At 70.8% G+C, this 24091-nt stretch carries 22 protein-coding genes; 10 read left to right on the forward strand and 12 right to left on the reverse strand.

Annotation, left to right across the window (positions count from 1 at the left end):
• Positions 1-150 (reverse strand): DUF7510 family protein (locus B9H04_RS19735; RefSeq protein ID WP_455583609.1); only part of this gene is annotated, 150 nt, incomplete at its 3' end.
• Positions 151-275: 125 nt separating this feature from the next.
• Between B9H04_RS19735 and B9H04_RS10960 the strand changes: the two genes are divergently transcribed.
• From B9H04_RS10960 to B9H04_RS10975, 4 genes are all read left to right on the forward strand, one after another.
• A complete protein-coding gene (locus tag B9H04_RS10960; RefSeq protein ID WP_049931322.1) occupies positions 276-1550 on the forward strand; it encodes a Single-stranded DNA binding protein in 1275 nt (424 codons plus the stop codon).
• Positions 1547-3280, forward strand: a complete 1734-nt coding sequence (locus B9H04_RS10965) for a hypothetical protein (protein ID WP_049931321.1) — start codon at positions 1547-1549, stop codon at positions 3278-3280. The genes B9H04_RS10960 and B9H04_RS10965 overlap by 4 nt, the downstream gene beginning before the upstream one ends.
• Positions 3280-4053, forward strand: coding sequence for a metallophosphoesterase (locus B9H04_RS10970; protein WP_049931320.1), 774 nt, complete (start codon positions 3280-3282; stop codon positions 4051-4053). Before B9H04_RS10965 ends, B9H04_RS10970 begins: the two co-directional genes overlap by 1 nt.
• A gap of 83 nt (positions 4054-4136) precedes the next feature.
• Positions 4137-4712: a putative phosphothreonine lyase domain-containing protein gene (locus tag B9H04_RS10975; protein ID WP_049931319.1), complete on the forward strand. Its 576-nt coding sequence runs from the start codon at positions 4137-4139 to the stop codon at positions 4710-4712.
• A 13-nt stretch (positions 4713-4725) separates the two neighbouring features.
• Here B9H04_RS10975 and B9H04_RS10980 read toward each other — a convergent pair whose 3' ends face one another.
• The 6 genes from B9H04_RS10980 to B9H04_RS11005 all read right to left on the reverse strand — a co-directional run bounded on the left by B9H04_RS10980 (position 4726) and on the right by B9H04_RS11005 (position 12895).
• The gene (locus tag B9H04_RS10980) at positions 4726-5220 is read right to left on the reverse strand and encodes a hypothetical protein (protein WP_049931318.1); all 495 of its coding nucleotides are present in this window, start codon (positions 5218-5220) and stop codon (positions 4726-4728) included.
• Positions 5217-6377, reverse strand: coding sequence for a thiolase family protein (locus B9H04_RS10985; protein WP_049931317.1), 1161 nt, complete (start codon positions 6375-6377; stop codon positions 5217-5219). Before B9H04_RS10985 ends, B9H04_RS10980 begins: the two co-directional genes overlap by 4 nt.
• A gap of 139 nt (positions 6378-6516) precedes the next feature.
• Positions 6517-7260: a bacteriorhodopsin gene (locus tag B9H04_RS10990; protein ID WP_049931316.1), complete on the reverse strand. Its 744-nt coding sequence runs from the start codon at positions 7258-7260 to the stop codon at positions 6517-6519.
• Positions 7257-8801 carry a methyl-accepting chemotaxis protein gene (locus B9H04_RS10995; protein ID WP_049931314.1) on the reverse strand — a complete coding sequence of 515 codons (1545 nt, stop codon included), beginning with the start codon at positions 8799-8801 and terminating at the stop codon, positions 7257-7259. Before B9H04_RS10995 ends, B9H04_RS10990 begins: the two co-directional genes overlap by 4 nt.
• Before the next feature lie 105 nt (positions 8802-8906).
• Positions 8907-11306, reverse strand: coding sequence for a DNA mismatch repair endonuclease MutL (gene mutL, locus B9H04_RS11000; RefSeq protein ID WP_049931313.1), 2400 nt, complete (start codon positions 11304-11306; stop codon positions 8907-8909).
• 455 nt (positions 11307-11761) lie between these two features.
• On the reverse strand, positions 11762-12895 hold the full coding sequence (locus B9H04_RS11005; RefSeq protein ID WP_049931312.1) for an ABC transporter ATP-binding protein: 1134 nt from the start codon (positions 12893-12895) through the stop codon (positions 11762-11764).
• A 204-nt stretch (positions 12896-13099) separates the two neighbouring features.
• On the opposite strand from B9H04_RS11005, the gene B9H04_RS11010 reads away from it, so the two are divergent.
• Genes B9H04_RS11010 through B9H04_RS11020 form a run of 3 tightly spaced genes read left to right on the forward strand, consistent with a single transcriptional unit; the run spans position 13100 to position 16467 of the window.
• The gene (locus B9H04_RS11010) at positions 13100-14377 is read left to right on the forward strand and encodes an extracellular solute-binding protein (protein ID WP_211216862.1); all 1278 of its coding nucleotides are present in this window, start codon (positions 13100-13102) and stop codon (positions 14375-14377) included.
• Positions 14378-14392: 15 nt separating this feature from the next.
• Entirely contained in the window at positions 14393-15388 is a 996-nt protein-coding gene (locus tag B9H04_RS11015; protein ID WP_049931311.1) for a carbohydrate ABC transporter permease, read from the forward strand.
• Positions 15385-16467, forward strand: coding sequence for a sugar ABC transporter permease (locus B9H04_RS11020; protein ID WP_049931310.1), 1083 nt, complete (start codon positions 15385-15387; stop codon positions 16465-16467). The genes B9H04_RS11015 and B9H04_RS11020 overlap by 4 nt, the downstream gene beginning before the upstream one ends.
• 182 nt (positions 16468-16649) lie before the next feature.
• On the opposite strand, the gene B9H04_RS11025 is transcribed toward B9H04_RS11020, so the two are convergent.
• Positions 16650-17681 carry a glutathione S-transferase family protein gene (locus tag B9H04_RS11025; protein ID WP_085682703.1) on the reverse strand — a complete coding sequence of 344 codons (1032 nt, stop codon included), beginning with the start codon at positions 17679-17681 and terminating at the stop codon, positions 16650-16652.
• A gap of 465 nt (positions 17682-18146) precedes the next feature.
• Here B9H04_RS11025 and B9H04_RS11030 point away from each other — a divergent pair, with 465 nt between their 5' ends.
• A complete protein-coding gene (locus B9H04_RS11030; protein ID WP_049931307.1) occupies positions 18147-19445 on the forward strand; it encodes an NAD(P)/FAD-dependent oxidoreductase in 1299 nt (432 codons plus the stop codon).
• A gap of 27 nt (positions 19446-19472) precedes the next feature.
• Here B9H04_RS11030 and B9H04_RS11035 read toward each other — a convergent pair whose 3' ends face one another.
• From B9H04_RS11035 to B9H04_RS11040, 3 genes are all read right to left on the reverse strand, one after another.
• Positions 19473-19889: an Hsp20/alpha crystallin family protein gene (locus tag B9H04_RS11035; RefSeq protein ID WP_049931306.1), complete on the reverse strand. Its 417-nt coding sequence runs from the start codon at positions 19887-19889 to the stop codon at positions 19473-19475.
• Between the two features lie 3 nt (positions 19890-19892).
• Positions 19893-20048, reverse strand: a complete 156-nt coding sequence (locus B9H04_RS18710) for a DUF7559 family protein (RefSeq protein ID WP_017342671.1) — start codon at positions 20046-20048, stop codon at positions 19893-19895.
• A 77-nt stretch (positions 20049-20125) separates the two neighbouring features.
• Positions 20126-20575: a hypothetical protein gene (locus tag B9H04_RS11040; RefSeq protein ID WP_049931304.1), complete on the reverse strand. Its 450-nt coding sequence runs from the start codon at positions 20573-20575 to the stop codon at positions 20126-20128.
• A 93-nt stretch (positions 20576-20668) separates the two neighbouring features.
• Here B9H04_RS11040 and B9H04_RS11045 point away from each other — a divergent pair, with 93 nt between their 5' ends.
• Together B9H04_RS11045 and B9H04_RS11050 are read left to right on the forward strand one after the other, a co-directional pair.
• Positions 20669-22522 carry a radical SAM protein gene (locus tag B9H04_RS11045; protein WP_049931303.1) on the forward strand — a complete coding sequence of 618 codons (1854 nt, stop codon included), beginning with the start codon at positions 20669-20671 and terminating at the stop codon, positions 22520-22522.
• Between the two features lie 3 nt (positions 22523-22525).
• Positions 22526-23389 (forward strand): MBL fold metallo-hydrolase, encoded by an 864-nt coding sequence (locus tag B9H04_RS11050; RefSeq protein WP_085682704.1) that lies wholly within the window; start codon positions 22526-22528, stop codon positions 23387-23389.
• 31 nt (positions 23390-23420) lie between these two features.
• On the opposite strand, the gene B9H04_RS11055 is transcribed toward B9H04_RS11050, so the two are convergent.
• Entirely contained in the window at positions 23421-24041 is a 621-nt protein-coding gene (locus tag B9H04_RS11055) for an HAD family hydrolase (RefSeq protein WP_049931300.1), read from the reverse strand.
• Positions 24042-24091 lie beyond the last annotated feature (50 nt).

Here is a 24091-nt window from a genome sequence, read left to right on the forward strand (position 1 = left end):
CCCCCCGACCGGGTCGCCGAACCCCGCGGGGGGAAGGTGGCTCCGGTCGCCGCCCGCCGACCGCACGACGACCGCGACGCCTCGCGTGCCGGCCACGTCGATCACCGTGCGGTCGTCGGTGACGCGCGCGTCGATGTCGATTTCGTCCATGCCCCACGTTGCGACCGGGGACGGTTTAGCCCTACCGGCCGTCCCCGACGGCGCCGCGGGCCGGTCCGTCGCCGGCGCTCACCGGTGGTGAATCCTTTTGTGCGGCCGCGCCGAACCTCGCTTCGATGGACGTCAACAGCCATGCCGAGGAGCTCGCCTCCGACCTCGGCGTCGACAAAGAGGAGGTCAAAGCCGACCTACAGAACTTACTGGAGTACAGCGTCCCCATCGACGAGGCGAAACAGAGCGTCCGCCGGAAGCACGGCGGCGGGGGCGGCGGCTCGACGCCGACGCCCGACGCCGTCGACGTGGGCGAGATCACCACCGACCACGACGGCGTGACGGTGACGGTTCGCGTGTTGACGCAGGGGACGCGCACGATCCGGTATCAGGGGGACGACCTCACGATCCGGGAGGGCGAAATCGCCGACGAGACCGGCGTCATCTCCTATACCGCGTGGCAGGACTTCGGCTTCGAGCCGGGCGACTCGCTGACGATCGGCAACGCCGGCGTCCGCGAGTGGGAGGGGGCGCCGGAGCTGAACCTCAACGACTCGACGACGGTCGCCATCGCCGACGAGGAGGTCTCGGTCGACCGCGAGGTGGGCGGCGACCGCAGCCTCGTCGACATCGCGGCCGGCGACCGCGGCCGCAACGTGGAGGTCCGCGTGCTGGAGGTCGACGAGAAGACCATCTCCGGGCGCGACGGCGAGACCGAGATCCTCGAAGGGGTCGTCGGCGACGAGACGGCGAAGCTCCCCTTCACCGACTGGCAGCCGCGCTCCGAGATCGAGGTCGGCGCCGACCTCCGGATAGAGGATGTGTACGTCCGGGAGTTCCGCGGCGTCCCCTCGATCAACCTCACCGAGTTCTCGACGGTGACGCCGCTCCCCGACCCCGTCGAGGTCGCGGAGGACGCCCCGCGGCTGTCTGTCGCGGACGCCGTCGGCTCCGGCGGAATGTTCGACGTCGAGGTCGTCGGGAACGTGCTGGAGGTCCGCGACGGCTCCGGGCTCATCGAGCGCTGCCCCGAGTGCGGCCGCGTCGTCCAGAACGGCCAGTGCCGGAGCCACGGGGACGTGGACGGCGAGGACGACCTACGGGTGAAGGCCATCCTCGACGACGGCACCGACACCGTGACCGTCGTCCTGGACGACGAGCTCACCGCCGAGGTGTACGGCGGCGGGCTCGACGACGCCCTCGCCGCCGCGAAGGACGCGATGGACAAGGAGGTCGTCGCGGACGACATCGCCGACTCGCTCGTCGGGCGCGCCTACCGCGTCCGCGGGAACCTCTCGGTCGACGACTACGGCGCGACCCTCGACGCGGCCGAGTTCGAGCTCGCCGCTGACGACCCGGCCGCCCACGCCCGCGCCGCGCTCGCGGAGGTGGGCGAATGAGCGACGACGGGCCGGGCACGCGTGAGGTCGCCTACCGGGTGTTCGCCGCCGAGTTCGACGACGCCTCGCTGTCGTACTCCGAGAGCGACGAGGAGCGCGCCCCCAACTACGTCGTCACCCCGACCGGCGCGCGGGTGAACCGCCTGTTCACCGCCGGCGTGCTCACCGAGGTCGAGCGCGTGAACGACGAGACGCGGCGCGGTCGCGTCGTCGACCCGTCGGGCGCGTTCGTCACCTACGCCGGGCAGTACCAGCCGGAGGCGCAGACCTTCTTGGAGCGCGCCGACCCGCCGGCGTTCGTCGCGCTCACCGGCAAGGCGCGCACCTTCGAGCCCGAGGACTCCGACCGCGTCTTCACCTCCGTCCGCCCGGAGAGCCTCAACGAGGTCGACGCCGACACCCGCGACCGCTGGGTGGTCTCCGCCGCCGAGGCGACGCTCGACCGCCTCGCCGCGTTCGAGCAGGCCCTCGATTCCGACCTGCGCGGCGACGAGCTCCGCGCGGCGCTGGAGGCGGGCGGCGCCCCGGCTCCGCTCGCCGCCGGGATCCCGAAGGCGCTCGACCACTACGGCACGACCGCGGCGTACGCAGAGGCGGTCCGCCGGCTCGCGGTCGACGCGCTCGAGCTGATCGCGGGCGACCGCGACGAGGTCCGGTCGATCGACGTCGCCCCCGACGAGGGGGACGCGACCGCGATCGGTCCGCTCCCCGACACCGACGTGACGATCGCGGAGCCGGCGGCGACGCCCGAGGCCGACGCGACCGCGGCCGCGGACGTCGGCTCCGACCCGGAACCCGCCACCGGTGAGAGCGAGGCCGAACCGACCGCCGAGGCTACCACGTCGACCGCGGATACCGACTCGTCGACCGCCGCCGCCGGATCGACCGCCGAGGCCGAGTCGCTGCTCGACGACGCGGCCGAGATGGAGGGCGCCGGATCCGCGGAATCCTCGGAAAGCGAGACGGCCGAACCGGAGGCGACCGCGACCGCCGACTCCGGATCGCTCGGCGATGCGGGCGACTCCACCGAGCCGACGGACGAGAGTACCCCGACCGACGATAGCGTCACGACCGACGAAGGTGCCGCGGCCGACGACGGCGGCCTCGGCGACTTCGACGCCGGTGACGACGGAGACGACATCGGTGACTTCGACGCGGGCGGCGATGACGACATCGGAGACCTCGACGCGGGCGGCGATGACGACATCGGAGACCTCGGCGCCGGGGGCGACGAGGGCGCGAGCCCCTCCCCCGATCCGGACGCCGACGGGGACGACATGTACCAGCTCGACGACGAGGAGCGCGAGGAGATCGAGTCCGAGTTCGGCACCGACTTCGCGACCGGGACCGAGGTCGACGAGCCGGGCGAGGCCGACATCGACGTGCCCGACCCCGAAGAGATCGTCGAAGAGCCCGACGACGACTCCGCGGCGGCCGCGGACGATTCGGCCGCCGCAGAGATCCCGGAGCCCGACACCGCCGCCGCGACGGACGACGGAGATGAGGCCGAGACCGACGGAGACGCAGCTGACGACATCGACCTCGAAGCCGCAGCGGTCGCGGCGATGGACGACCTCGACGACGGCGACGGGGCGCCCCGCGAGGCGGTCGTCGAGCGCGTCGCGGACGACCACGGGGTCGAACCGGGCGCGGTCGAGGACGCGATTCAGGACGCGCTGATGAGCGGGCAGTGTTACGAGCCGGGCGACGGGCTGCTCAAGCCGATCTGATGGCGCGGGTCGAGCCGGTCGTCGGCGAGCCGGCGGCGGTGGCCGACCTCGGCGCGGAGCGCGCGCTGCTCGTCGCCGACGTCCACGCGGGCATCGAGGTCGGACTGCGCTACGAGCGCGGCGTCGAACTCGACTCCCGGGCCGACGAGCGCCGCGAGCGGCTCTGCGACCTCGTCGCCGAGACCGACGCCGACCGGCTCGTCGTCCTCGGCGACCTCGCGCACCGGATCGGCGCACCCGACGGCGACGAACGGGAGGAGCTGGAGGCCCTGATCCGCGCCGTCACCGACCGCGTCCCGATGACGCTCGTCGAGGGGAACCACGACGCGGGCGTCGCGGAGGCGTTCGCGGCCGACCTCGACGTGATCGGCCCCGAGGGCGGGCGGCTCGGTCGCGGGTCGGCCTCCAGTGTCGCGGTCTGTCACGGCCACACGTGGCCCGACCCCGCGCTCCGCGACGCCGACGTGATCTGTACCGGCCACGAGCACCCGCAGGTCCGACTAGAGGACTCGGTCGGCGGGTCGCGCGTCGAGCGCGCGTGGCTCCGCGGGACCCTCGACCCCGCGGCGTTCACCGAGTCTGGTGATACTCCCGGCCCGCCGGCCGATCCGCCGGAGCTCGTCGTCTTCCCCGCGTTCAACGAGCGCTCCGGCGGGACGTGGGTCAACGTCGAGGGCCAGTCGTTCCTCGCGCCGTACCTCCCCGCGGCGCTCCCCGCCGCGGACGCCTACCTGCTCGACGGGGCGCGGCTCGGGGACTACCGGGACATCTGAACGCCGCGGACCGATCGCGGAGTGACCGTTCCGCCCCGCTCCGCCGACGAGACCGTTTTGTCCCGCGACGCGGAACCGGCCCCATGGTCACCGACCGCTCGCCCACCGCGATCGACGAGGCCGGGTGGCACTGGCTCCGGGTCAAACACGTGACGGGGTTCCCCCGCCAGGCCCGCGACGGCTACTTCCCGGCGCACGACGTGATGCGGCCGGCCGCGACGACCGAGGCGGACGCGCCGGGGGTCGACGCCGGAAAGGAGTCGCTACCGGCCGGCCCCGAGACCGTCCGCGACGCCGACCGCCTCGCGCTGGAGACGACGTACCTGAGCGGGAAGTGGCTCGTCGAGCGTCCGGCGGAGGCGGTCGACGACCTCTGGGAGGCGGTGGTCGACGACGTCGCGGCCGAGCGGTTCTGGGACGCGAAGGTCGCGACCGCCGCCGGGTGCGAGGCGTTCGGCGAGTCCGACCACGCGGTGCTCGTGTTCACGCCGAACTACTTCGATCGAACGGACGTCGACCGGGTTCGACGCCGGCTCAGGGAGGAACACGGGGTGACCAAGCGGATCCGATACCGCCCCGACGTGTACACGCTCGGCGGGGTCCACGAGGCGCGGCTCGGCCCGCTCGCCGACTCCGACGCGGCGCGGTTCCGCGCGTGAGATTCGCGTCCGGCTACTCCACCGGGCGGAACTGGAAGCCGTCCCAGTCCTGGCTCTCGGGCTCGCGGATGCCGGCGCCCGGCTCGCGCAGTTCGTCGGCGTACACCGGCTCGATCCGGTCGCCGATATCGACGCTGAACTGGTCGCCACCGTTGTCACTATCGTCCCCGTCGTCGCCTGTGACGCCGCCTGCCTCGTCGCGCTCGGCTATCTGTCCGAGCGCGCGGACCGGCGGCCCGTCGTAGTCGTCGCCCATCTCGAACTCGACGATTGCGAGGGTGTTCGGCTCGCGGACGCCCGGGGGCGTCGCGGTCGAGGTCGTCCACGTCACCACGCGCGCCTCGTACTCGCGGAGGTCGACCGTCCCGACGCGCTCGGCGCCGTTCGGGCCCACGGCGTGGGACGGGTACGTGACCGTGCCGTCGGCGTACTCGGCGGCCTCGAAGGTCGGTTCGGCGCTGTCCCCCTGCCCGTCCGCGTCGGTGTCGGTCGTCTCGTGGTCGCTCATTGGCTTCCCTCCAAGATCGTGGTGGTCACGCAGTTCCCGAACCCGCCGACGTTACAGGCGAGCCCCGTGTCGGCCTCGACCTGCCGCGGTCCGGCGTCGCCCGTGACCTGCTTGACTATCTCGTACACCTGCGCGACGCCGCTGGCCCCGAGCGGGTGGCCCTTGGACTTGAGCCCTCCCGACGTGTTGATCGGGAGGTCGCCGTCGCGGTCGGTGACGCCCTCGTCGACCGCCTTCCACCCCTCTCCCTTCTCGAAGAAGCCGAGGTCCTCGCTCTGGAGGAACTCCAGTATGGTGAACATGTCGTGGAGCTCGGCCACGTCGACGTCGTCCGGGCCGATCCCGGCCATCTCGTAGGCGACCTCGGAGGAGTCGACGACGCCGCCCATCGTCGTCGGGTCCGCGCGCTCGTGGACGACGTGGGTGTCCGTCGCCCCGCCGATGCCCGAGACCACGGCGTAGTTGCCGTCGGGCGCGTACTCCTCGGCCACCGACTCGGGACAGAACACGAGCGCCGCCGAGCCGTCCGTGATCGGACAGAAGTCGTACAGTCGGAGCGGGTCCGCGACGATCGGCGAGTCGAGGACCGTGTCGAGGTCGACCTCCTTCCGGAACTGCGCGTGAGGGTTGTCCACGCCGTTCCGGTGGTTTTTCACCGCGACCTTCCCGAGGCTCTCGCGGGGCGCGTCGTACTCATCGAGGTAGAGCCGCGCCGTGAGGCCCGCGAACGAGGGGAGCGTGACGCCCTGCCTGTACTCCACTGGATGCGTGAGCGACGCGATCACGTCCGTCGCCTCCGCGGTCGTCCGGTGGGTCATCTTCTCGCCGCCGACCAGCATCGTGACCTCGCTCGCGCCCGAGGCGACCGACTGCCACGCCGCGTACACCCCTGCCCCGCCTGAGGAGGAGGTCTGGTCGATCCGCGCCGTGTACGCCGGCTGGGCGGCGAGGTCGTGGGCGAGCGCGTTCGGGACGCCGGTCTGCCCCTCGAACTCGCCGCTGGCCATGTTCGAGACGTACAGGTGATCGAGGTCGCCGCCGTCGACGCCGGCGTCGTCGAGCGCGGCCGCGCCCGCCTCCGCCAGCAGCTCCCGGATCCAAGCGTCGCGCTGCCCGAACCGCGTCATCGACGCGCCGACGATCGCTACGCGTTCCATGTCGGTGGGTCCACCGCGGTCGCCTAAAACGTACCTCTCCGCGGCCGCGGTGGGGTCCGTCCGTCCCGACACCGTCGGCCGCCGTCGAGGTCGCGCCTCGCCGTCTCACCCGCCCCCGGCGAGGATCTGCGAGCCCGGTTCAGTCCGCCGCGGTCGGCGCGCCGTCGCCGACCGCGTCGGTCGCGTCCTCGCGGTCAGCGGTCGCGGCCGACACCACGTCGGTGAACGCCTGTCGGCGGGCGTAGAAGAAGTAGACGTACGGGACCTTCGCCAACACGTCGAGGAAGGCGTACGTCAGCGCGGCGCCCACCCCCGTGGTGAAGCCGATCCCCGCTGGACCCATCAGCCAGACGAACGGGTACGCCAGCCACAGCAGGCCGACGTGGTTCTTCAGCAGGCTGAACAGCCCCCGCTGCATCGGGTCGTCGGGAACGGCCCGCGGGAACACCACGTACAGATACGCGAACAGCGTGACGTGGAAAATCGAGGAGACGCCGAACAGCACCCACTTGAGCGTCCCGCCCGTCACGACCGCCCCGGCGCCGAACGCGATCATCAGCGCGTCGGCGAGCATCACGCCCGCGACCGCGCGGCGGGACGCGCCGGCGACGTAGCCGATGAACCCGACCAAGAGTGGGGTGGTGACGATCCAGTCGACGTAGCGGAGGCCGACCAGCTCGGCCCCGTTGACGGTCACGGTTCCGATACCGAGCGCCATTCCGGCATACGCGAGCCCGGCGAAGCCGGGTATCACCGCCAGCGCGGCCAGGCGACCGCGGTCCTCCGACTCGCCGAGCTTCGCGTACAGCGCCGCGGTGATCCCGAGGCCGACGAGGAAGGCGACCGCCGCGATCCAGTACGCGGCGCTGACCGCGCCCGTCATCGCGCACCTCCGTCGGTCGTCGCTCGCGAGCGCGCCGTTCCGCCCCCGGTGGCCGGCCCGTCGGCGCCGGACGTCTCATCGACGGTGAACGCCGCGACCCGGTCTTGGAGCGTCGTCACGGCGTCGGTCTGGAACTCGCGCAGGGAGTCGGACACGTCCTCGACGACCGACTGGCCCTCCTGTATCTCCGTCGCCGTCTGCTCCGCCGTCTCCGCGGTCTCGGTACTGAGCTCCGTGATCTCGTCGACGGAGCCGGCCGTGTCCTGTACCGTGTCGGCCTGGTCGGCGGTCGTCCGACGGATCTCCCCGAGCGAGCCGCTGATCTCGTCGACGGAGTCGGCGATCGTCTCGATGTCGGAGAGCGTCGACTCGACGGTGTCGGTCCCAGTCTGGACGCGCTCCTGTGTCGACCGGATCGACACCGTCACTTCCTCGGTCTGGTCGGCGATGTCGTCTATCATCGTATCAATCTCGTTCGCGCGCGACTGCGTCTCCTCGGCGAGCTCCTTCACCTCCTCGGCGACGACGCTGAAGCCGTCGCCGGAGCCGTCCGCCCGGGCCGCCTCGATCGAGGCGTTGAGCGCGAGCATGTTGGTCTGTTCCGCTATCTCGCCGATGATGTCGACGATCTCGGTGATCTCGTCCATCCCGTCCTGAAGCTGTTCGACCCGGTCGACGGCCTGCTCCGCCTCCTCCTCGACCTCGGCCATCTCGGCCAGCGCGCTCTGGGAGGAGCTGCGGGCGTCGTCGCTCGTCGCCGCGACCGCCTCGCTCCGGTCCGACAGGTCGTCGACGGTCGCCGCGATCTCCTCGGCGGACGCGCTGATGGTCTCGATGTCGGTCGCGATGGACTCGAGCTCCGCGCGCTGGTCGCCCGCCTGTCCCCGGATCGTCGTCGCGCTCTCGGTCGCGCCGGCGACGCGCCGCTCGACCTCGTTGCTCATCTCCGCCATCTCGCCGGCGTCGGCCTCGATCCGGTCGGCCATCTCGCGGACCGTCTCCACCGTCCCCTGGAGGTCGTCCATCATCCGGTTGAACGACTCGCCCACGGTCGCGAGGCTCTCGTCGCTCTCGTCGACGTCGACGCGCCGCGTGAGGTCGCCGGTCGCCGCCTCCTCCATCACCTCGGCGTACCGGTCGGCCGTCCGCCGGTAGCGGTCGGCCATCTCGGTCGCTTCCGCCCGCGCGCTCTCCAGTTCGTCTTGTGTCCGTTCCATCTCCGTCAGTCGGTCCTTCAGCGAGACCCGCATCTGCTCGATGGATCCCGCGAGCTCCCCGAACTCGTCGGTCCGGGTGGACTGTACTTCCCTGTCGATGTCCCCGTTGGCGACGCGCCGCGTCTGCGCGCCGATCTCGGTGACGCTGGCGATCGTCTCGGCCGCGTTGATCGACCCGAGCGTCAGGAGACCGGCGACGGCCGCGACGACCGTCGCGTTCGCGTCGTCGGTGGCCAGCCCGACGGCGACGATGAACGCCCCCGTCGCCACGTATCCGACGCCAAGTTTCACCCCGTAGCTGTCTTTCACCGATGCGATCGGCATGTGATCCATCAGGGAAACCGACGTGTTAAACGGCGCCCCGATACTATCAGTTCTGATATCCGGGCGCCTCGCCGAGCCTCGATCCAGGTCCTCGCGCCGCCGGGCTCACTCCGCGCGCCGGCCGCCGTGTCCCGGGTAGTCGCGTTCGAACCGGGACCCGATCTCCTCGCGGTCGATCCGGATCACAACCGGACGCCCGTGCGGGCAGGCGTAGGGGTTGTCGCAGGCGTCGAGCCGGTCGAGGAGGTCGACGACCCGGCCCTCGGTCAGTGAGGTGTTCCCCGTCACCGAGGGGTAACAGGCGAGGTCGGCGAGCAGCTCGTCGACGGCGTCGACGACCGGTTCGTCGCCCTCGGCAGCGTCGTCGACCAGCGCGGACAGGGCGTCTCGCAGGAGGTCCGGGTCGAGCGCGGCGTCGAAGACGGCCGGGACCGCCGTCACCGCGACCTCGCGCTCGTCGGCGCGCTCCGCACGGAATCCGATCTCGGTGAGTTCGTCGACGAACTCCTCGAACAGCGCCGCCTCGCGGGCGGTCAACCCGACCCGGACCGGCTCCGCGAGGGCCTGCGCCTCCGCGCCGTCCGCGACGGTCGCCTTCAGCCGCTCGTAGTTCACGCGCTCGTCGGCCGCGTGCTGGTCGATCAGCACGAGCCCGTCCGGCGCCTCGGCGACGACGTACGTCTCATGAAGCTGACCGAGCACCCGCAGCGGAGGCAGCGAGTCGAACTCGCGCTCGGCCTCGGTCGCCTCGCCGTCCAGCGTCCGCTGCCGGGTCCGTGCCCGTGTTCGGGGTACCGACCGAGCCGCGTCCGCCCGGGCTCCCCTCCGGTCGCCCCCCGCCGCTCCGCTGCCATTCGCTGTCTCGTCGCCAGCCGTCGTTTCGTCTCCGACCGTCGTTCCGTCGCCGACCGTCGTTCCGTCGCCGACCGTCGTTCCGTCGCCGACCGTCGTTTCGTCCCCGACTTTCGTTTGGTCGCCGACTGCCGTCTCGTCGCTGGTTGCCGCTTCGCCTCGGCTCGGCTCGCACTCCGCGCCGTCGCTCTGCCGGCTCTGTGGACTGGGTCGGTCGTCGCCGCTCGCGTTGTGATTCGCGTCGCCGTCCCGGGGCTCGCCCGCGGGCTCTGCCGTTGGTTCGGCCCGGGTCCTCTCCCCCTCGCCGAGGTCGTCGACGGCCCACGCCGCGTCGTCGGACGGGTCCAGTTCGGTCGGCGTCGCGGGGTCGTCGTCGCCCTGACCCGGGTCGGCGTCGGTCACCGAGTCCGGGGTTCGGCCGGGATCTTCAGTGTTCGCCGACGTTCCGGGGTCGCCTGGCGTCCCGGAGTCGGAGACTGCCGCGGACTCGCGCCCCTCGCGGGCGGCGCGCTCGTGGTCGGTGTCCGCGCCGCCCACGGCCTCGGTGTCGGGCGTCTCGGGGGCGACCGCCGTCTCGTCGGGCGCCGACTGGCCCCGGGGCGCCGTCGACCGGATCAGGCCGTGGTCGAGCAGCGCCCCCTCGACGGCCGCCTCGACCGCTTCCCGGACCGCAGACCCCTCGTCGAAGCGGACCTCCAGCTTGCGGGGGTGGACGTTCACGTCCACGTCGCCGGCCGGGACCTCGACGAAGAGGACCGCGAACGGGTAGCGGTCGGGGGCCAACTGACCGCCGTACGCCTCCAACGTCGCCTCGCGCAGCGTGCTCGCGGTGACGTACCGCCCGTTGACGTACGTCGAGAGGTAGTCGCGCGTCGAGCGCGTCGTCTCCGGGTGCGAGACGAGCCCCGTCACCCGCCGGACCGGTGCGTCGGCGGAGTCGTCGCCCGCGTCGGTTCCCTCCGGCGTCCATTCCACGTCGATCATCGACTCGGCGACCTCGCGGCCGTAGACGGCGAGGACGGCCGAGCGGAGGTCGCCGTTCCCCTCGGTCGCGAACGTCTCGCGGCCGTCGTGTTCGAGCGACACTGCCACGTCGGGGTTCGCCAGCGCGTACCCGGTCACCACGGTGTTGACGTGATCGAACTCGGTCGCGGTCCGCTTGAGGAACTTCTCGCGCGCGGGAGTGTTATAAAACAGGTCGTCGACCTCGACGGTTGTTCCCGCGGGACAGCCCGCCGGGCGGGCCTCGCCCACGTCGCCGCCCGCGACGGTGATCTCCGCGCCGGCCTCGGCCTCCGGGGGGCGCGAACGGACGGTGAGCCGCGAGACCGCGCCGACCGTGTACAGCGCCTCGCCGCGGAAGCCGAGCGTGGCGACGCCGCGGTCGAGGTCCTCGATGTCGCCGATCTTCGAGGTGGCGTGCTCCGCGACGGCCGCCTCCAGTTGGTCCTCGGGGATTCCGACGCCGTCGTCGCGGACGCGGATCCCCTCCGTCCCGCCCGCCTCGACCGAGACGGCGACGCGGCTCGCGCCCGCGTCGAGGCTGTTCTCGACCAGTTCCTTCACGACGCTCGCGGGCCGCTCGACGACCTCGCCCGCCGCGATCCGCTGGACGGTCCGCTCGTCCAATCGCTCGATGTCTGGCGGCTCCATTCGTACGCTCCGTCGGACGAGCGCGCACTTCAAGCCGTTGTCGGCGGTGACGGCGTGAGGGGAGGCGCTCGCGTGGTGCCGCTGTGCATACATGAACTGCGGCGGCGCGTGCCTGCGAGCGGCCGCCCTCGGCGGCCGCGAGACGGCACGCGCGAGGGAGTCGCCGGCTCCCGGAGCGAAGCGGAGGGTGCCAGCGACGAGGTTGGGGAGGGGTGAGGTGCGGTTGCGGTGCGGGGTGAGTCAAAGGGTCAGTCGCGAGGGCGAAGGCGCGCGACGCAAGCACCGCAAGGAGCGAGCAGCGCGACCGACTGAGAAGCGCAGCGAGCGTGCGCCCGCCTCGCGACTGGGGCTTTACCGGTGTCTGTCGAGGTTCCACTGGCCTCAAATCACAGCGCGCAGGGAAAGTACGAACGAACGGTTCACAGGTCCGGACTGTCTCCGAAAATCGACCTTATTCAAGCGACCGCGGCCGCGATCTCCTCGTCGGTGAGGAACACATCCTCGCCGGTCTCGGGGTCGAACAGGTGGATGTGTTCCTCCGCGAAGGAGACACCGACCTCGTCGCCGGCCTCCGGCTTCACGTCGGCGGGCGAGCGGGCGAGGAAGTCCTCGGTCACGGTGAGGTGGACGTAGTTGTCGGAGCCGATCGGCTCGACGACCTCGACGGTCGAGCGCAGGTTCTCGTCGCCGCTCGGTGACTCGTCCAAGACGATGTTCTCCGGGCGGATGCCCAGCGTGTACCGGCCGTTCCGAAGGTCGTGGCCCCGGACGTACTCCGCGGAAAGATCGAGGTCCAGCCCCGCCTCCTCGTTCCGGATCGTCGCGCCAGCGCCGTCCGTCTCCACGTCGACGTCGACGAAGTTCATCGACGGCGAGCCGATGAAGCCGGCGACGAACTCGTTGACCGGGTTCTGGTACACCTCGGTGGGCTCGCCGACCTGCTGGAGTTCGCCGTCGTTCAGGATGGCGAGCCGGTCGCCCATCGTCATCGCCTCTTCCTGGTCATGAGTGACGTACATCGCGGTGACGCCGAACTCCTTCTGGAGCTTCTGGATCTCCGCGCGCATTTCCGTGCGGAGCTTCGCGTCGAGGTTCGAGAGCGGCTCGTCGAAAAGGAACACCTCGGGCTCGCGCGCGATGGCGCGGCCGAGCGCGACGCGCTGCTTCTGCCCGCCCGAGAGTTCGTCGGGCTTGTCGTCGAGGAGGTTCTCGATGCCCATCATCTCCGCCATCTCGCGGACGCGCTCGTGGCGCTCTTCCGTGGTCATCTCCGTGCTCATCTTGAGCCCGAACGCCATGTTCTCGCGGACCGTCTTGTGGGGGTACAGCGCGTAGTTCTGGAACACCATCGCGACCGGGCGCTCCTTCGCGTGGATGTCGGTCACGTCTTCGTCGTCGAAGTGGACGGTTCCGGACGTCGGCTCTTCGAGGCCCGCCACCATTCGCAGTGTGGTGGTCTTCCCACAGCCCGACGGTCCGACAACGGTCACGAACTCCCCGTCGTCGATCTCCAGATCGAGGTCGTCGACGGCGACGATGGTTCCCCGGTCGAACTCCTTTCGGAGCGTATCGAGCGTGACGCGTGCCATTTCCCTGATGGCGGGTCCGCTGGCATATGAGTTCTTTGCTGTTTTCTTGATATATGGTGAAAGATCTCTTCTCAAATATCGGCTTTTCGCGTCGGTCCAGTCGATCGTCGAGTCCTGAACTCGACGCAGATCGATCCGGATCGATCGGGACGTACCCCAAACACTAAATGTATGAAAATATAATTCATCATTTGTTCTAGTCACATGAACGAGAAACGTAGAACGCTGCTCAAGGCGGTGGGGGGATCGACTGCGCTCGCGGCGCTCGCGGGCTGTATCAGCACCGGCGGCGACGGCGGGGACGGCTCCGACGGCGGGGACGGATCGGACGGCAGCGACGGCTCCGACGGCGGCACCACCGGCTCCGCGCGGCTGTGGGCCGACCTGGCCGACGCGGAGGACGAGGCGCTGACCGACTACATCGACCAGTACGAGTCGGATACGGGCAACACCATCAACAAGGAGGCGCCCGGCGGCGAGCTCGACCAGCAGCTCGAAACCGCGATCCCGGCCGGCGACGGTCCCGACTCGTGGATCTGGGCTCACGACTGGGTCGGCCGGTTCGCGGTCCGCGAGGACCCCCCGTTCCTCTACGACGCGAGCGACGACGTCGACGTCTCGCTCGACAGCTACACGCAGGCGGCGCGGGAGGCGGCGCAGTTCAACGACGGCCTCTACGGGCTCCCGTTCGCCTCCGAGACCGTCGCGCTGTTCTACAACGAGGACATGGTCGACGAGCCGCCGGAGACCATGGAGGAGATGGTCTCGATCATGGAGGAGTACCACGACCCGGAGAACGGGGAGTACGGCCTCTCGTACCCCGTGACGAACCCCTACTTCGTCAGCGGGTTCATCCAGGCGTACGGCGGGAACATCTTCGACGAGGGGAACCTCGAAGTCGGCGTCGACAGCGACGCGTGTAAGCGGGGCATGGACGCCCTCGAAACGCTGTCCGACTACGTGCCGGCCGACCCCGGCTACGAGTCGCAGATCGTCGCGTTCGCCGACGGACTCGCGCCGTTCGCGATCAACGGACCGTGGGAGCTCGGCAACCTCAGCGGCGAGGTCGAGAACCTCGGCGTTACGACGCTGCCGACCGTCGACGGGAACCACCCGCGCTCGTACTCGGGCATCCAGCTGTTCTACTTCAGCTCGATGTTTGCCGACGCCGACCAGTCCACGGTCGACGCGGCGACCGGACTCGCCGAGTGGTACACCACGAACGAGGATATCATCCAGACCAACGCCGAAGAGCAGGGGTACATCCCCGTGCTGGCCGACGTCGTGGGCAACGACGACCTCTCCAGCGAGGTCCAGGCGTTCGCCCAGCAGGTCGACCACGGCGTCCCCATCCCGACGCACCCGGACATGGACAGCGTCTGGACGCCCGTGACGGAGGCGTTAGAGCGCGTCTTCAACGACGAGCAGGACAGCGACGCCGCGCTCGACCAGGCCGCCTCCGAGATCCGGGAGGCGCTGTAGGCACCCCTCGGAGCGATGGCCTCTTCGCAACCTGGAACCGGCGTGAGCGGGCTGGCGCGTCTCCGATCGGCGCTGCCGTTCTCCAGTCGCGACTGGGGGCTGCTCCTCGTCGCGCCCGGCGTGCTGCTCTTCTCGAGTTTCATGCTGTACCCGATCTTCTACCTCTTCTACATCTCGCTGACCGACGCGACGTTCGCGGGGTCCGTGATCGGCGGGGGCGCCGACCTGATCGGGCTGGCGAACTACGCCCAGCTGATCGGCGACTCGCAGTTCTGGACCTCGATGACGACGACGTGGCTGTTCGTCGCCGTCTCGCTCGTGATCAAGGTGTTCCTCGCCGTGGAGATCGCGCTGCTGCTCAACCACGTGCGCGTCGCCGGGAAGCGCTACATGCGCGCGGCGGTGATCGTCCCGCTGGGGTTCCCCGGCATCTTCACGATCACCGTCTGGCGCGGAATGTTCAGCGACGCGCGATACGGCGTGTTCAACACGATACTGGGGCGATACAACGAGCTCATGTCGTCGCTGTCGGCGCCACAGGCCCTGCTGTTCGACGTGCCGATCGGCTTCCTGAGCGGCCGCTGGGAGGCGTTCTTCGCGTACGTCACCACGGAGGTGTGGCTGGCGTACCCGTTCATGGTGATCATCATCGTGAGCGCCTTACAGGACGTGCCCCGGTCGCTCCACGAGGCCGCGATGGTCGACGGCGCGGGGGCGCTCCAGCGGTTCCGCACCGTGACGCTGCCCGCGATCAAGGGACCGGTGCTGTTCGCGTCGATCCTCACGGCCGCGACCTCGTTCCAGCAGTTCCTGATCCCGTGGGTGTTCAATCAGGGCGGGCCGTCGAGACAGAACGAGCTGATCATCGTGTACGGCTACCGCGAGGCGATCACGTTCAACCAGTTCGGCCTGTCGGCGGCTATCCTGATCGTCGGGATCGCGTTCGTCGGCATGTTCATGTACGTGGCCGTGCGCTACGGCGGCCTCGCCGAGGGGGTGGGTGACGAATGAGCCCCCTCGAGTCCGCGGTCGCGCTTGTCGGTTCCGCGGTCGCGCTGGTCCGCTCGAAGCTGGTCGCGTTCGCGACCGCACCGAAGCGGTTCTCCGTGATGATCCGGCGCGCGATCTACGACGTCCGCACGGGGAAGCGCAGCTCGTGGGACGTGACGAAGAGCGTCCTGATGACGTTGTTCGGGCTCGCGATGGTGCTCGTGCTGCTGTTCCCGCTGTTCTGGATCACGACCGCGTCGCTCGCGGAGGGCTCGCGGCTGTTCAACACGAGCGGCATCTTCCCGGACCCGTCGACGTACAACCTCGGCGCGTACCGGTGGGTGATCTTCGAGTCTGACTTCTTCTTCGTCGACGGCGACTGGGGGTACCCCCAGCTCGTCCTCGGCGGGAGCGGCGGGCTGGTCAGCTTCCGGTGGGCCGGGACCGACACCGGTCCGGGCGCGGTGTTCAACAGCCTCTACATCGTCAGCGTAACGCTCGCGGCCGGGTTCGGCATGATCGTCCCGGCGGCGTACGCGTTCTCGCGCCGACAGTTCGTGGGGCGCAAGCGCATCCTCTACGGCTACGTGCTGTTCACGCAGATCGGCGCCGGGCTGTCGATCGCGACGCTCGTGGCGCTGTACTCGCTGTTCAGCTCCTACGGGCTCACGAACAACCTGTTCATCCTCGGGTTGTTCTACGCGGCGTCCGCGATCCCGTTCAACACGTGGCTGCTGAAGACGTACATGGACAACATCCCCGTCTCCTACGAGGAGGCGGCGATGGTCGACGGCGCGAGCTTCTTGGAGACGATCCGGGAGGTGATCCTCCCGCTGACGAAGCCGGGACTCGCGGTCGTGCTCATCTTCGTCTGGCTCGCCGGGTGGAACGAGTTCATCATCGCGCAGACCCTGCTGCGCCCGGAGAACTACCCGCTCTCGGTCGAACTGTACAACATCGCGACCGAGGGCCGGTTCTCGACGCCGTGGACTCGGTTCGCGGCGTTCGCGAACCTGTTCGCGCTGCCGGTCGCGATCGTCTACTTCGCGGCGCAGCGCTCCGTCGAAGACGGCCTGTCGTTCGGCGGCATGGAAGGGTAGCCCGGCCTCCACGCGGACCGTTTTCGGTTCTCCCTTCGTTCTCGTCGTCTCCTCATTCTCGGCCGCCCCGTTGACCGACGGCGTCGCTCCGGGGCGAGTCGTCTGGTAACGGGGCCGGATTCACCCGGTCAAAGAACCAGATGTATCCGGTAACAGGCGGAGCCGCCCGGAACCGCTCTCGCTCAGTCGTCCGCCGTCGGCGCCGGCGGCGCGCCCGTGAGCCGGTCGCGGTCGTGGTCGGCCTCGAAGTCGAGGTCAGGGCCGCGCGCGATGATGCGCGTCGGGGTCACGTCGGGGTGGGTGGTGTAGTAGTGCTCCTTGATGTGGTCCATGTTCACCGTTTCGGCGACGCCCGGCGTCTGGTAGAGGTCGCGCAGGTACGGCCAGAGGTTGTCGTACTGGTGGATGAACTGCTGGTTACACATGAAGTGGGTGTGGTACACCTGATCGAAGCGGACCAACGTGGTGAACATACAGATGTCCGCCTCGGTGAGCGAATCGCCGACGAGGTAGCGCCGGTCCGCGAGCCGGTCGTCGTAGCGGTCGAGCGCGCCGAACAGGTCGTCGATCGCGTCGTCGTAGGCCGCCTGCGAGGTGGCGAAGCCCGCGCGGTAGACGCCGTTGTTGATCGGCTCGTAGTTGTCCGTGATCACCTCGTCGACCTCGGCGACGGTCGCGTCGTCGTCTTCGTCGGGGAGCAGCGAAACGTCGTTTCCGAGGTCCGCGAACGCGGTCGAGAGCATCCGGAGGATCTCCCGCGACTCGTTGTTGACGACGGTCTCCTCCTCGGTGTCCCACAGCACGGGCACGGTCACCCGACACGTGGCGTCCGGGTCGGCCGCGACGTACAGCTCGCGCAGGTAGTCGCTGTCGTGGAGACGGTCGGGCGTACAGCCGTCCTTCTCGGGGGTGAACTGCCAGCCGTCCTCGTCGCGGTACGGGTCGACGACCGAGACGCCGATCGCGTCTTCGAGCCCCAACAGCGACCGCGCGAGTAGCGTGCGGTGCGCCCACGGGCACGCGTACGACACGTACAGGTGATAGCGACCGGCCTCCGGCTGGAAGCGCTCGTCCGGCTCCGCGTCGACGTGGTCCGGCACGTCGCTGCCCGCGATCCAGTTCCGGAACGTCGTCTCGCCGCGCTGGAACGCGCCCTCCTCGTCGGTCGTCTCGTAGGTGTCTGTGCGCCACTCGCCGTTCACGAGCTGGTTCATACTACACGCGTGGGCTTCGACGCCTATAACGTGGCCGGGGACACGCGTGTCACCCGCTGTATGTGGTGTGTAGATTCATATCACGATCTTCCCATTCACGACCGAGAGGCGGTGGATCGACGGCGAACTCCTCCGAAGCCCCAGCCGCGAGGCGAACGCACGCCCGCTGCGCTCCTCGCTCGGTCGCTCACTCCGTTCGCTCTCTCGTTGCGGTGCTTACGTCGCCCGCGTTCGCCTCGCGACTGCCACTTCAAGTCCCACCTACCGCAACCGCACCGCAACCGCATCGCAGCCTCACCCCTCCCCAGCCTCGCGGTTCGCGCTCTCCGAGCGCTCACCGCTCCCTCGCGCGTGCCCCTCGCGGCCGCCGCTTCGCTCCGGCCGCTCGCAGGCACGCGCCGCCGCAGTCGATCTGTCCTCTCGCCGTCCCGGTGGCTTTTCCTCGTCGCTCGCGTGTCCTGACGCATGACCGACCCAGACGAGGCAGCGCCGACGGTCGCCGTCGTCGGCGGCGGCGCGGTCGGTGTCACGACCGCGCACGACCTCGCGGCGCGCGGCGCCGACGTGACCCTCTACGAGCGCGGGGAGCTCGCGGCCGAGAGCTCCGGGCGCGCGGCTGGCCTCCTCTACGACGCCTACGCCGAGGACGTCGACGCCGCGGTCGGCGCCCGGTCGATCGAGCGGTTCCGAGTACTCGACCGGTCGCTGCCCGGCTTCTCGTTTTCGCCCTGCCCGTACGTGATCGCGGTGCGCGAGGGCGACCCCGACGCCGACGCCGTCCCCGGGATGGTCGATCGCATGCGCGGCCACGGCCGCGACGTCTCGCTCGTCGACCCCGACGCGCTCGGCGAACGGTTCCCGCCGCTCCGCACCGACGACCTCGCCGTCGCGGCGGTCGCCGAGGGGGCCGGCTGGACCGACCCGTCGAGCTACGTCCGCGCGCTCGGCGACCGGGCCGGTCGCGAGGGGGTCGCGATCGAGACGAACACCGCCGTCGCGCTCGGGCCGCGGCCCGGCGCGAAACGACACATCCGAGTCGGTGACGACGGAGCCGACGGCGATCCGGCGGCCGAGACGCGCGCCTTCGATGCCGTCGTCGTCGCCGCCGGGGCACACGCTCGATCGCTCCTCGCGGACGCGGGCGTCTCCGTCCCGGTCGTCCCCTACCGGGTCCAGGCGCTCGTGACCCAAACTGACTACGACGGGCCGATGGTCTACGACGCCACCGCGGACGCGTACCTCCGCCCGCACCCCGACGGCCTGCTCGCGGGCGACGGGACTGAGCCGGTCCCGGCCGACCCCGACGACTACCGCCGCGAGGCCGACGACTGGTTCCGCGAGGACCTCGCCGGCGCCCTCGACGAGCGCCTCGCCCGCGGGGACCGCCTCGACGGGGGCGAGGGACCCGACCGCGGCGAACGGGTCGACCGCGGGATCGACGACGCCCGGGCATGGGCCGGACTCTGTACCGCGACGCCGGACGGCGACCCGCTCGTCGGCCCGGTCGACTCGGAGGCGGGCGATCCGACGCTCTTCGTCGCCGCCGGCTGGCAGGGCCACGGGTTCATGCGCGCGCCGGCCGTCGGCGAAGTGGTGGCCGAGGGCGTGCTCGCGTCGCTCGCGGGCGCCGCCTTCGACGGGCCGGAATCGCCGTGGATCGGCGCGTTCGACCCGACGCGGTTCGGTTCGGATCGGTTCGACGGCGACGAGGCGTTCGATATCGTCGAGGGCATGTCGCTGTCGAACCGGACGGAGGAGGAATAGCAGCGGCCGCAGAGCCGAAGCCGGGGGTCAGTCGTCTTCTTCGACGACGTCGACGTCGCTCGATCCGCCGCGTTTGGGGATCTCGACGTGGAGCGTCCCGTTGCGCGTGAGCGTCGCGTTCGCGCCCTCGGGCGTCACGTCGGCGTCGCGGGGGAGGTCGACGCTGCCGGACAGCGAGACGCCGCGGCCCGGGAACACGAGGTCGTAGCCGTCGTAGAAGTCGCGGAAGCGTTCGAGCGAGACCTCGACGGTGCGGTCGAGGAAGGTGACGTCGACGTCCTCGCCGCGCACGCCGGGGGCGTCGAAGACCACGAGGTACGCGTCGTCGCTCTCGAGGAGGTCGTGCGAGAGCGGGCGGCGCTCCTGGACGCGACCCCAGCCGCGGCCGACGCGTTCGAGGGCGTTACGGAGCGCGGAGCGACCGCTTTCGACGAGTCCGTCCACCGCTCACACCTCGATTTCGACGAGGTCGCTCCCGCCGCAGTACGGACACGAGAGGTCCTCGACCGCGTGGTCGTCGGGCACGTCGTACGTGTAGTGGTTCTCGAACATGTCGAGCTCGCAGTCGTCGCTGACGCACTTGACCTCCATCGTCGATGGCATACGCGGACGTAGTATCGGCGGCGGCTTAAACGGCGTGGCGGCGGCGAGCCGGGGGTGCGAACCGCGCGATGCGGCGCTCAGACCCCCGCACCGCGCATCCGGTCCGGCACGACGGTTCGCTCGGCGACAGCGACGACTGCGATACCCAACGCCGTGCCGGCGAGGAAGCCGGGACCGTACGGGCGAAACGGGATTTCGAACGCAAGCGCGACTCCCAGCCCGACGGAGATCGCGAGGATCGCGGCGCCGAAGGCGACGTAGGTCAGCGTCTCGTAGCGATCCGGCGAGAGGCGGTCGCGGGCGAGCCACGCGATCGGGCCGACGGCGACTGCGGTCGCCGCGGCCCAGCCGGCGGCGAGTCCCCACGGTCTGGGATTGGTGCCGAGAAACTGTATCGCGGCGAGCGCGCAGAGCGCGGCGAACGAGACGTAGTTTCCGACTCGCTGCCAGCGAGCGGACCCGTCGGCGCGCGCTGGCGCGCCGTCGCCGGAGGTCGTCTCACCGTTCGGGGGCGTTTCGGAGGGCATGGTCGGGGTTTCCGCGCGTTCCGGCATAAGTAATCCGGCGCGGCTCGGGCGTTCCGCACGCTTTTCCCGTCTCGGTCGAGTACGGACGGTAACATGACCGATTCGCCCGCGTCGGCTCGGGGGTCGCTCCCGGCCGACCCGAACGACCTTTCCGTCACCATCGTCGACGGGTACGTCGACGAGCCGGCCCACTTCGGCGTCCCGCCGTACCTCTCGACGTACCCCCGATACACCGCCGGGGCGCTCGTCGACGCCGGCGTCTCCGAGTCGGCGATCACCTATCACACGATCGACGAGCTCCGCGAGGACCGGAGCAAGCACGCCGACGTCGCCGACGCCGACCTCATGATCTACGTCGGCGGGATGACGGTGCCCGGGAAGTACGTCGGCGGCACCCCCGCGGAGCCGGACGAGGTGCGAGAGCTCGGCTGGACCGCCGACGGCGTGACGCTGCTCGGCGGCCCGGTGCGCTTCGGCGTCGGCGAGGAGAACGCGGGCGCACAGGAGACCCAGCGCGACGACCTCGACTACGACTTCGTCGCGATGGGCGACGTGGAGGCCGCGGCCCACGACCTCGTCCGCGAGGGGTTGGAGGGGTACGGCAACCGGATGCGCACGAACGGGGAGGTCGACCGCTGGGCCCGGCAGGGGGCGTTCGTCGTCGAGCAGCACCCGAACCACCCCGACTACCTCATCTGCGAGATGGAGACCTCCCGCGGGTGCGCCTACCGCTGCTCGTTCTGTACGGAGCCGCTGTACGGCGACCCGGCGTTCCGCGCGGCGCGGTCGGTCGTCGACGAGGTCGACGCGCTCTCGGACCGCGGCGTGCGACACTTCCGGCTCGGGCGGCAGGCCGACATCCTCGCGTTCGGCGGCGACGGCGAGGCGCCGAACCCCGACGCGCTCCGGGAGCTGTACGGCGGGATCCGCGAGGTCGCGCCCGACCTCCGGACGCTCCACCTCGACAACATGAACCCCGTGACGATCACGGACTACCCGGATGCGTCCCGCGAGGCGATCCGCGTCATCGCCGAGCACAACACGCCCGGCGACACGGCCGCGTTCGGGCTCGAATCGGCCGACCCGGTCGTTCAGGAGGAGAACAACCTCCTCGTCACCGCCGAGGAGTGCTTGGAGGCCGTCCGCGTCGTCAACGAGGAGGGCGGCTGGCGCCCGGGCGACGCCCCCGAGACGACGCCCGGCGACCCGGCCCGCGTCACCGGTCCCTCAACCGGACCGGACGCCTCGCCGCGGCTGCCGAAGCTCCTCCCCGGGATCAACCTCGTCCACGGGCTGACCGGCGAGCGCCCGGAGACGTACGAGCACAACAAGCGCTTCCTCCAGACGGTGTACGACGAGGGGCTGATGCTCCGCCGGATCAACATCCGGCAGGTGATGGCGTTCGCGGGCACAGAGATGGCCGAGACGGGGGCCGAGGTCGCACAGGAGCACAAAGACCAGTTCCAGGCGTACAAGCGCGAGGTGCGCGAGACCATCGACAACCCGATGCTCGACCGCGTTGTGCCGCCGGGAACCGTCCTCCCGGACGTGTACCTGGAGTACCACCAGGACGGCAAGACGTTCGGGCGCCAGCTCGGCACGTACGCGCTCCTCGTCGCGGTGCCGGGCGAGCGCGAGCTCGGAACGAGCATCGACGTGGCGATCACGGACCACGGCTACCGCTCCGTCACCGGCGTCCCGTACCCGCTCGATGTCAACGTGGCCTCGATGGACGAGCTCACCGCGATCCCCGGGATCAACCGGAGCACGGCTGGTGACATCGTCGTCGGCCGCCACTACGACTCGGTCGAAGCGGTCGACGCCGGGGTCGCCGACCTCGGGGCGTACGCGGTCGCCGGCGACACCGACGTGCCGATCCCCGGTCGCGAGCGTCCCGGCTCCGGCCCCGGTCCGGCCGCGCGGTCGTCGCTTGGTCGCGGGGACTGAGCGATGTCGGTCGACGATCGCGAAGACCCCGACCGCCTCGAAGGTCCCGCGGTTACCCGGGTCGAAGTCCCCGTCGACACGCGCGCGCCGGGCGGGACCACGAACGCGTACCTGTTGGACGGCCTCCTCGCCGACCCCGCCGCCCGGACCGACGCGCTCGACGCGGCGCTCGCGGAGCGCGGATCGGTAGACGCGGACGCCCCGTCCGTCGAAGCGATCGCCGTCACCCACGCCCACCCGGACCACGTCGGCGCGGTCGCTGACTACGCCGCCCTGACGGACGCGACGGTCGTCGCCCGCGATGACCACGCGGACCGGTTCGCCGCGGCCGCCGGGGTCGGGCCGGACGGGACGGTCGCGCCGGGCGAGACGGTCGCCGACACCGCGGTCCGCGCGGTCGACACGCCGGGACACGCGCCGGACCACCTCGCGTTCGCGGCCGGCGGTCCGGGGACCGAGTCGGGGCGGTCGGTGCTGTGTTGCGGCGACCTCGCCGTCGCCGAGGGGAGCGTCGCGGTCGCCGCGCCCGAGGGCGACCTCGCTGCCTACCTCGCGAGCCTCGAACGCGTGCGCGACGCCGGCTACGACCGACTCCTCCCCGGACACGGCCCGCCGATAGACGACCCGCCGGCGGCCTGCGAGCGGCTGATAGATCACAGGCTGGACCGCGAGCGAGACGTGATCGCCGCGCTCGACGGCGGCGCGTCGGACCTCGACGCGGTCGTCGACGGCGCCTACGAGAAGGACCTCTCCGGCGTGCGGGACCTCGCGCTGGCGACGGTCGCCGCGCACGTCGAGAAGCTGGTCGCCGAGGGACGGGCCGACGAGGCGTGGCGCGCGCGGCTCGCGGACCGCGGGTTCGACTGACTCCGCGGCTCCCGCCGTCCACCGAACGCCCCTACGGCTCCGCCTCTAACTCCGCGACGACCTCGGAGAGCGGCGTCTCGGTCACGTCGACGAAGCGGCCGCCGGCGGCGACGATCCCGCCGTCGGTCTCCGGGTCGTCGCCGACGTGGACGAGGCCGGTGGTGGCCGTTCCGAGCGCCTCCGCCGCGGCCTCGAACGCGGAGGGGTGCGGCTTCCGCCAGCCGCAGCCGACGCTCGTCGTGACCGCGTCGAACTCGCCCCGGAGCCCGGCCCGGATCAGCGTCCGCGGGACGAGCTCGGGGACGGCGCAGTTCGAGAGCAGCCCCACCGGGCCCCGGTCGGCCGCGCCCCGGACCGCGTCGAGCGCGCCGTCGCGCCGGGTCACGTCCGGGTCGAACGCCGCGATCACGGCGTGCCTGGCGACGTTCTGCTCCGCGTCGACGCCGCGGGAGTCCAGCGCCCGAGCGACGTGTGCGGGGAGAGGGACCTCCGCGCCGGCCGGCGCCTCGACGTGCTGCTCGCCGTACGCGACGTGCCAGTCGTCGGGGACCGTTACGCCGCGGGACTCCAGTTCGCGCGCGACCGTTTCCGCCGGGTCGGACGGGTACTCGACGTCGACGAGGGTCCCGAAGAGATCGAAGGTGACTGCCACGATACCACCGTTAGGGACAAACCCGGATTGAAGCTGTCGGTCGGGGGAAC

This window comes from Halorubrum ezzemoulense DSM 17463, assembly GCF_002114285.1.
In the GTDB taxonomy this organism is placed as follows: Archaea; Halobacteriota; Halobacteria; order Halobacteriales; family Haloferacaceae; genus Halorubrum; species Halorubrum ezzemoulense.

What these genes read in the sequence shown, in the direction of transcription:
- B9H04_RS10960 (WP_049931322.1), top strand. Translation starts at nt 276, where the DNA reads ATGGACGTCAACAGCCATGCCGAGGAGCTCGCCTCCGACCTCGGCGTC.
- B9H04_RS10965 (WP_049931321.1), top strand. Translation starts at nt 1,547, where the DNA reads ATGAGCGACGACGGGCCGGGCACGCGTGAGGTCGCCTACCGGGTGTTC.
- B9H04_RS10970 (WP_049931320.1), top strand. Translation starts at nt 3,280, where the DNA reads ATGGCGCGGGTCGAGCCGGTCGTCGGCGAGCCGGCGGCGGTGGCCGAC.
- B9H04_RS10975 (WP_049931319.1), top strand. Translation starts at nt 4,137, where the DNA reads ATGGTCACCGACCGCTCGCCCACCGCGATCGACGAGGCCGGGTGGCAC.
- B9H04_RS10980 (WP_049931318.1), bottom strand. Translation starts at nt 5,220, where the DNA reads ATGAGCGACCACGAGACGACCGACACCGACGCGGACGGGCAGGGGGAC.
- B9H04_RS10985 (WP_049931317.1), bottom strand. Translation starts at nt 6,377, where the DNA reads ATGGAACGCGTAGCGATCGTCGGCGCGTCGATGACGCGGTTCGGGCAG.
- B9H04_RS10990 (WP_049931316.1), bottom strand. Translation starts at nt 7,260, where the DNA reads ATGACGGGCGCGGTCAGCGCCGCGTACTGGATCGCGGCGGTCGCCTTC.
- B9H04_RS10995 (WP_049931314.1), bottom strand. Translation starts at nt 8,801, where the DNA reads ATGCCGATCGCATCGGTGAAAGACAGCTACGGGGTGAAACTTGGCGTC.
- mutL (WP_049931313.1), bottom strand. Translation starts at nt 11,306, where the DNA reads ATGGAGCCGCCAGACATCGAGCGATTGGACGAGCGGACCGTCCAGCGG.
- B9H04_RS11005 (WP_049931312.1), bottom strand. Translation starts at nt 12,895, where the DNA reads ATGGCACGCGTCACGCTCGATACGCTCCGAAAGGAGTTCGACCGGGGA.
- B9H04_RS11010 (WP_211216862.1), top strand. Translation starts at nt 13,100, where the DNA reads ATGAACGAGAAACGTAGAACGCTGCTCAAGGCGGTGGGGGGATCGACT.
- B9H04_RS11015 (WP_049931311.1), top strand. Translation starts at nt 14,393, where the DNA reads ATGGCCTCTTCGCAACCTGGAACCGGCGTGAGCGGGCTGGCGCGTCTC.
- B9H04_RS11020 (WP_049931310.1), top strand. Translation starts at nt 15,385, where the DNA reads ATGAGCCCCCTCGAGTCCGCGGTCGCGCTTGTCGGTTCCGCGGTCGCG.
- B9H04_RS11025 (WP_085682703.1), bottom strand. Translation starts at nt 17,681, where the DNA reads ATGAACCAGCTCGTGAACGGCGAGTGGCGCACAGACACCTACGAGACG.
- B9H04_RS11030 (WP_049931307.1), top strand. Translation starts at nt 18,147, where the DNA reads ATGACCGACCCAGACGAGGCAGCGCCGACGGTCGCCGTCGTCGGCGGC.
- B9H04_RS18710 (WP_017342671.1), bottom strand. Translation starts at nt 20,048, where the DNA reads ATGCCATCGACGATGGAGGTCAAGTGCGTCAGCGACGACTGCGAGCTC.
- B9H04_RS11040 (WP_049931304.1), bottom strand. Translation starts at nt 20,575, where the DNA reads ATGCCCTCCGAAACGCCCCCGAACGGTGAGACGACCTCCGGCGACGGC.
- B9H04_RS11045 (WP_049931303.1), top strand. Translation starts at nt 20,669, where the DNA reads ATGACCGATTCGCCCGCGTCGGCTCGGGGGTCGCTCCCGGCCGACCCG.
- B9H04_RS11050 (WP_085682704.1), top strand. Translation starts at nt 22,526, where the DNA reads ATGTCGGTCGACGATCGCGAAGACCCCGACCGCCTCGAAGGTCCCGCG.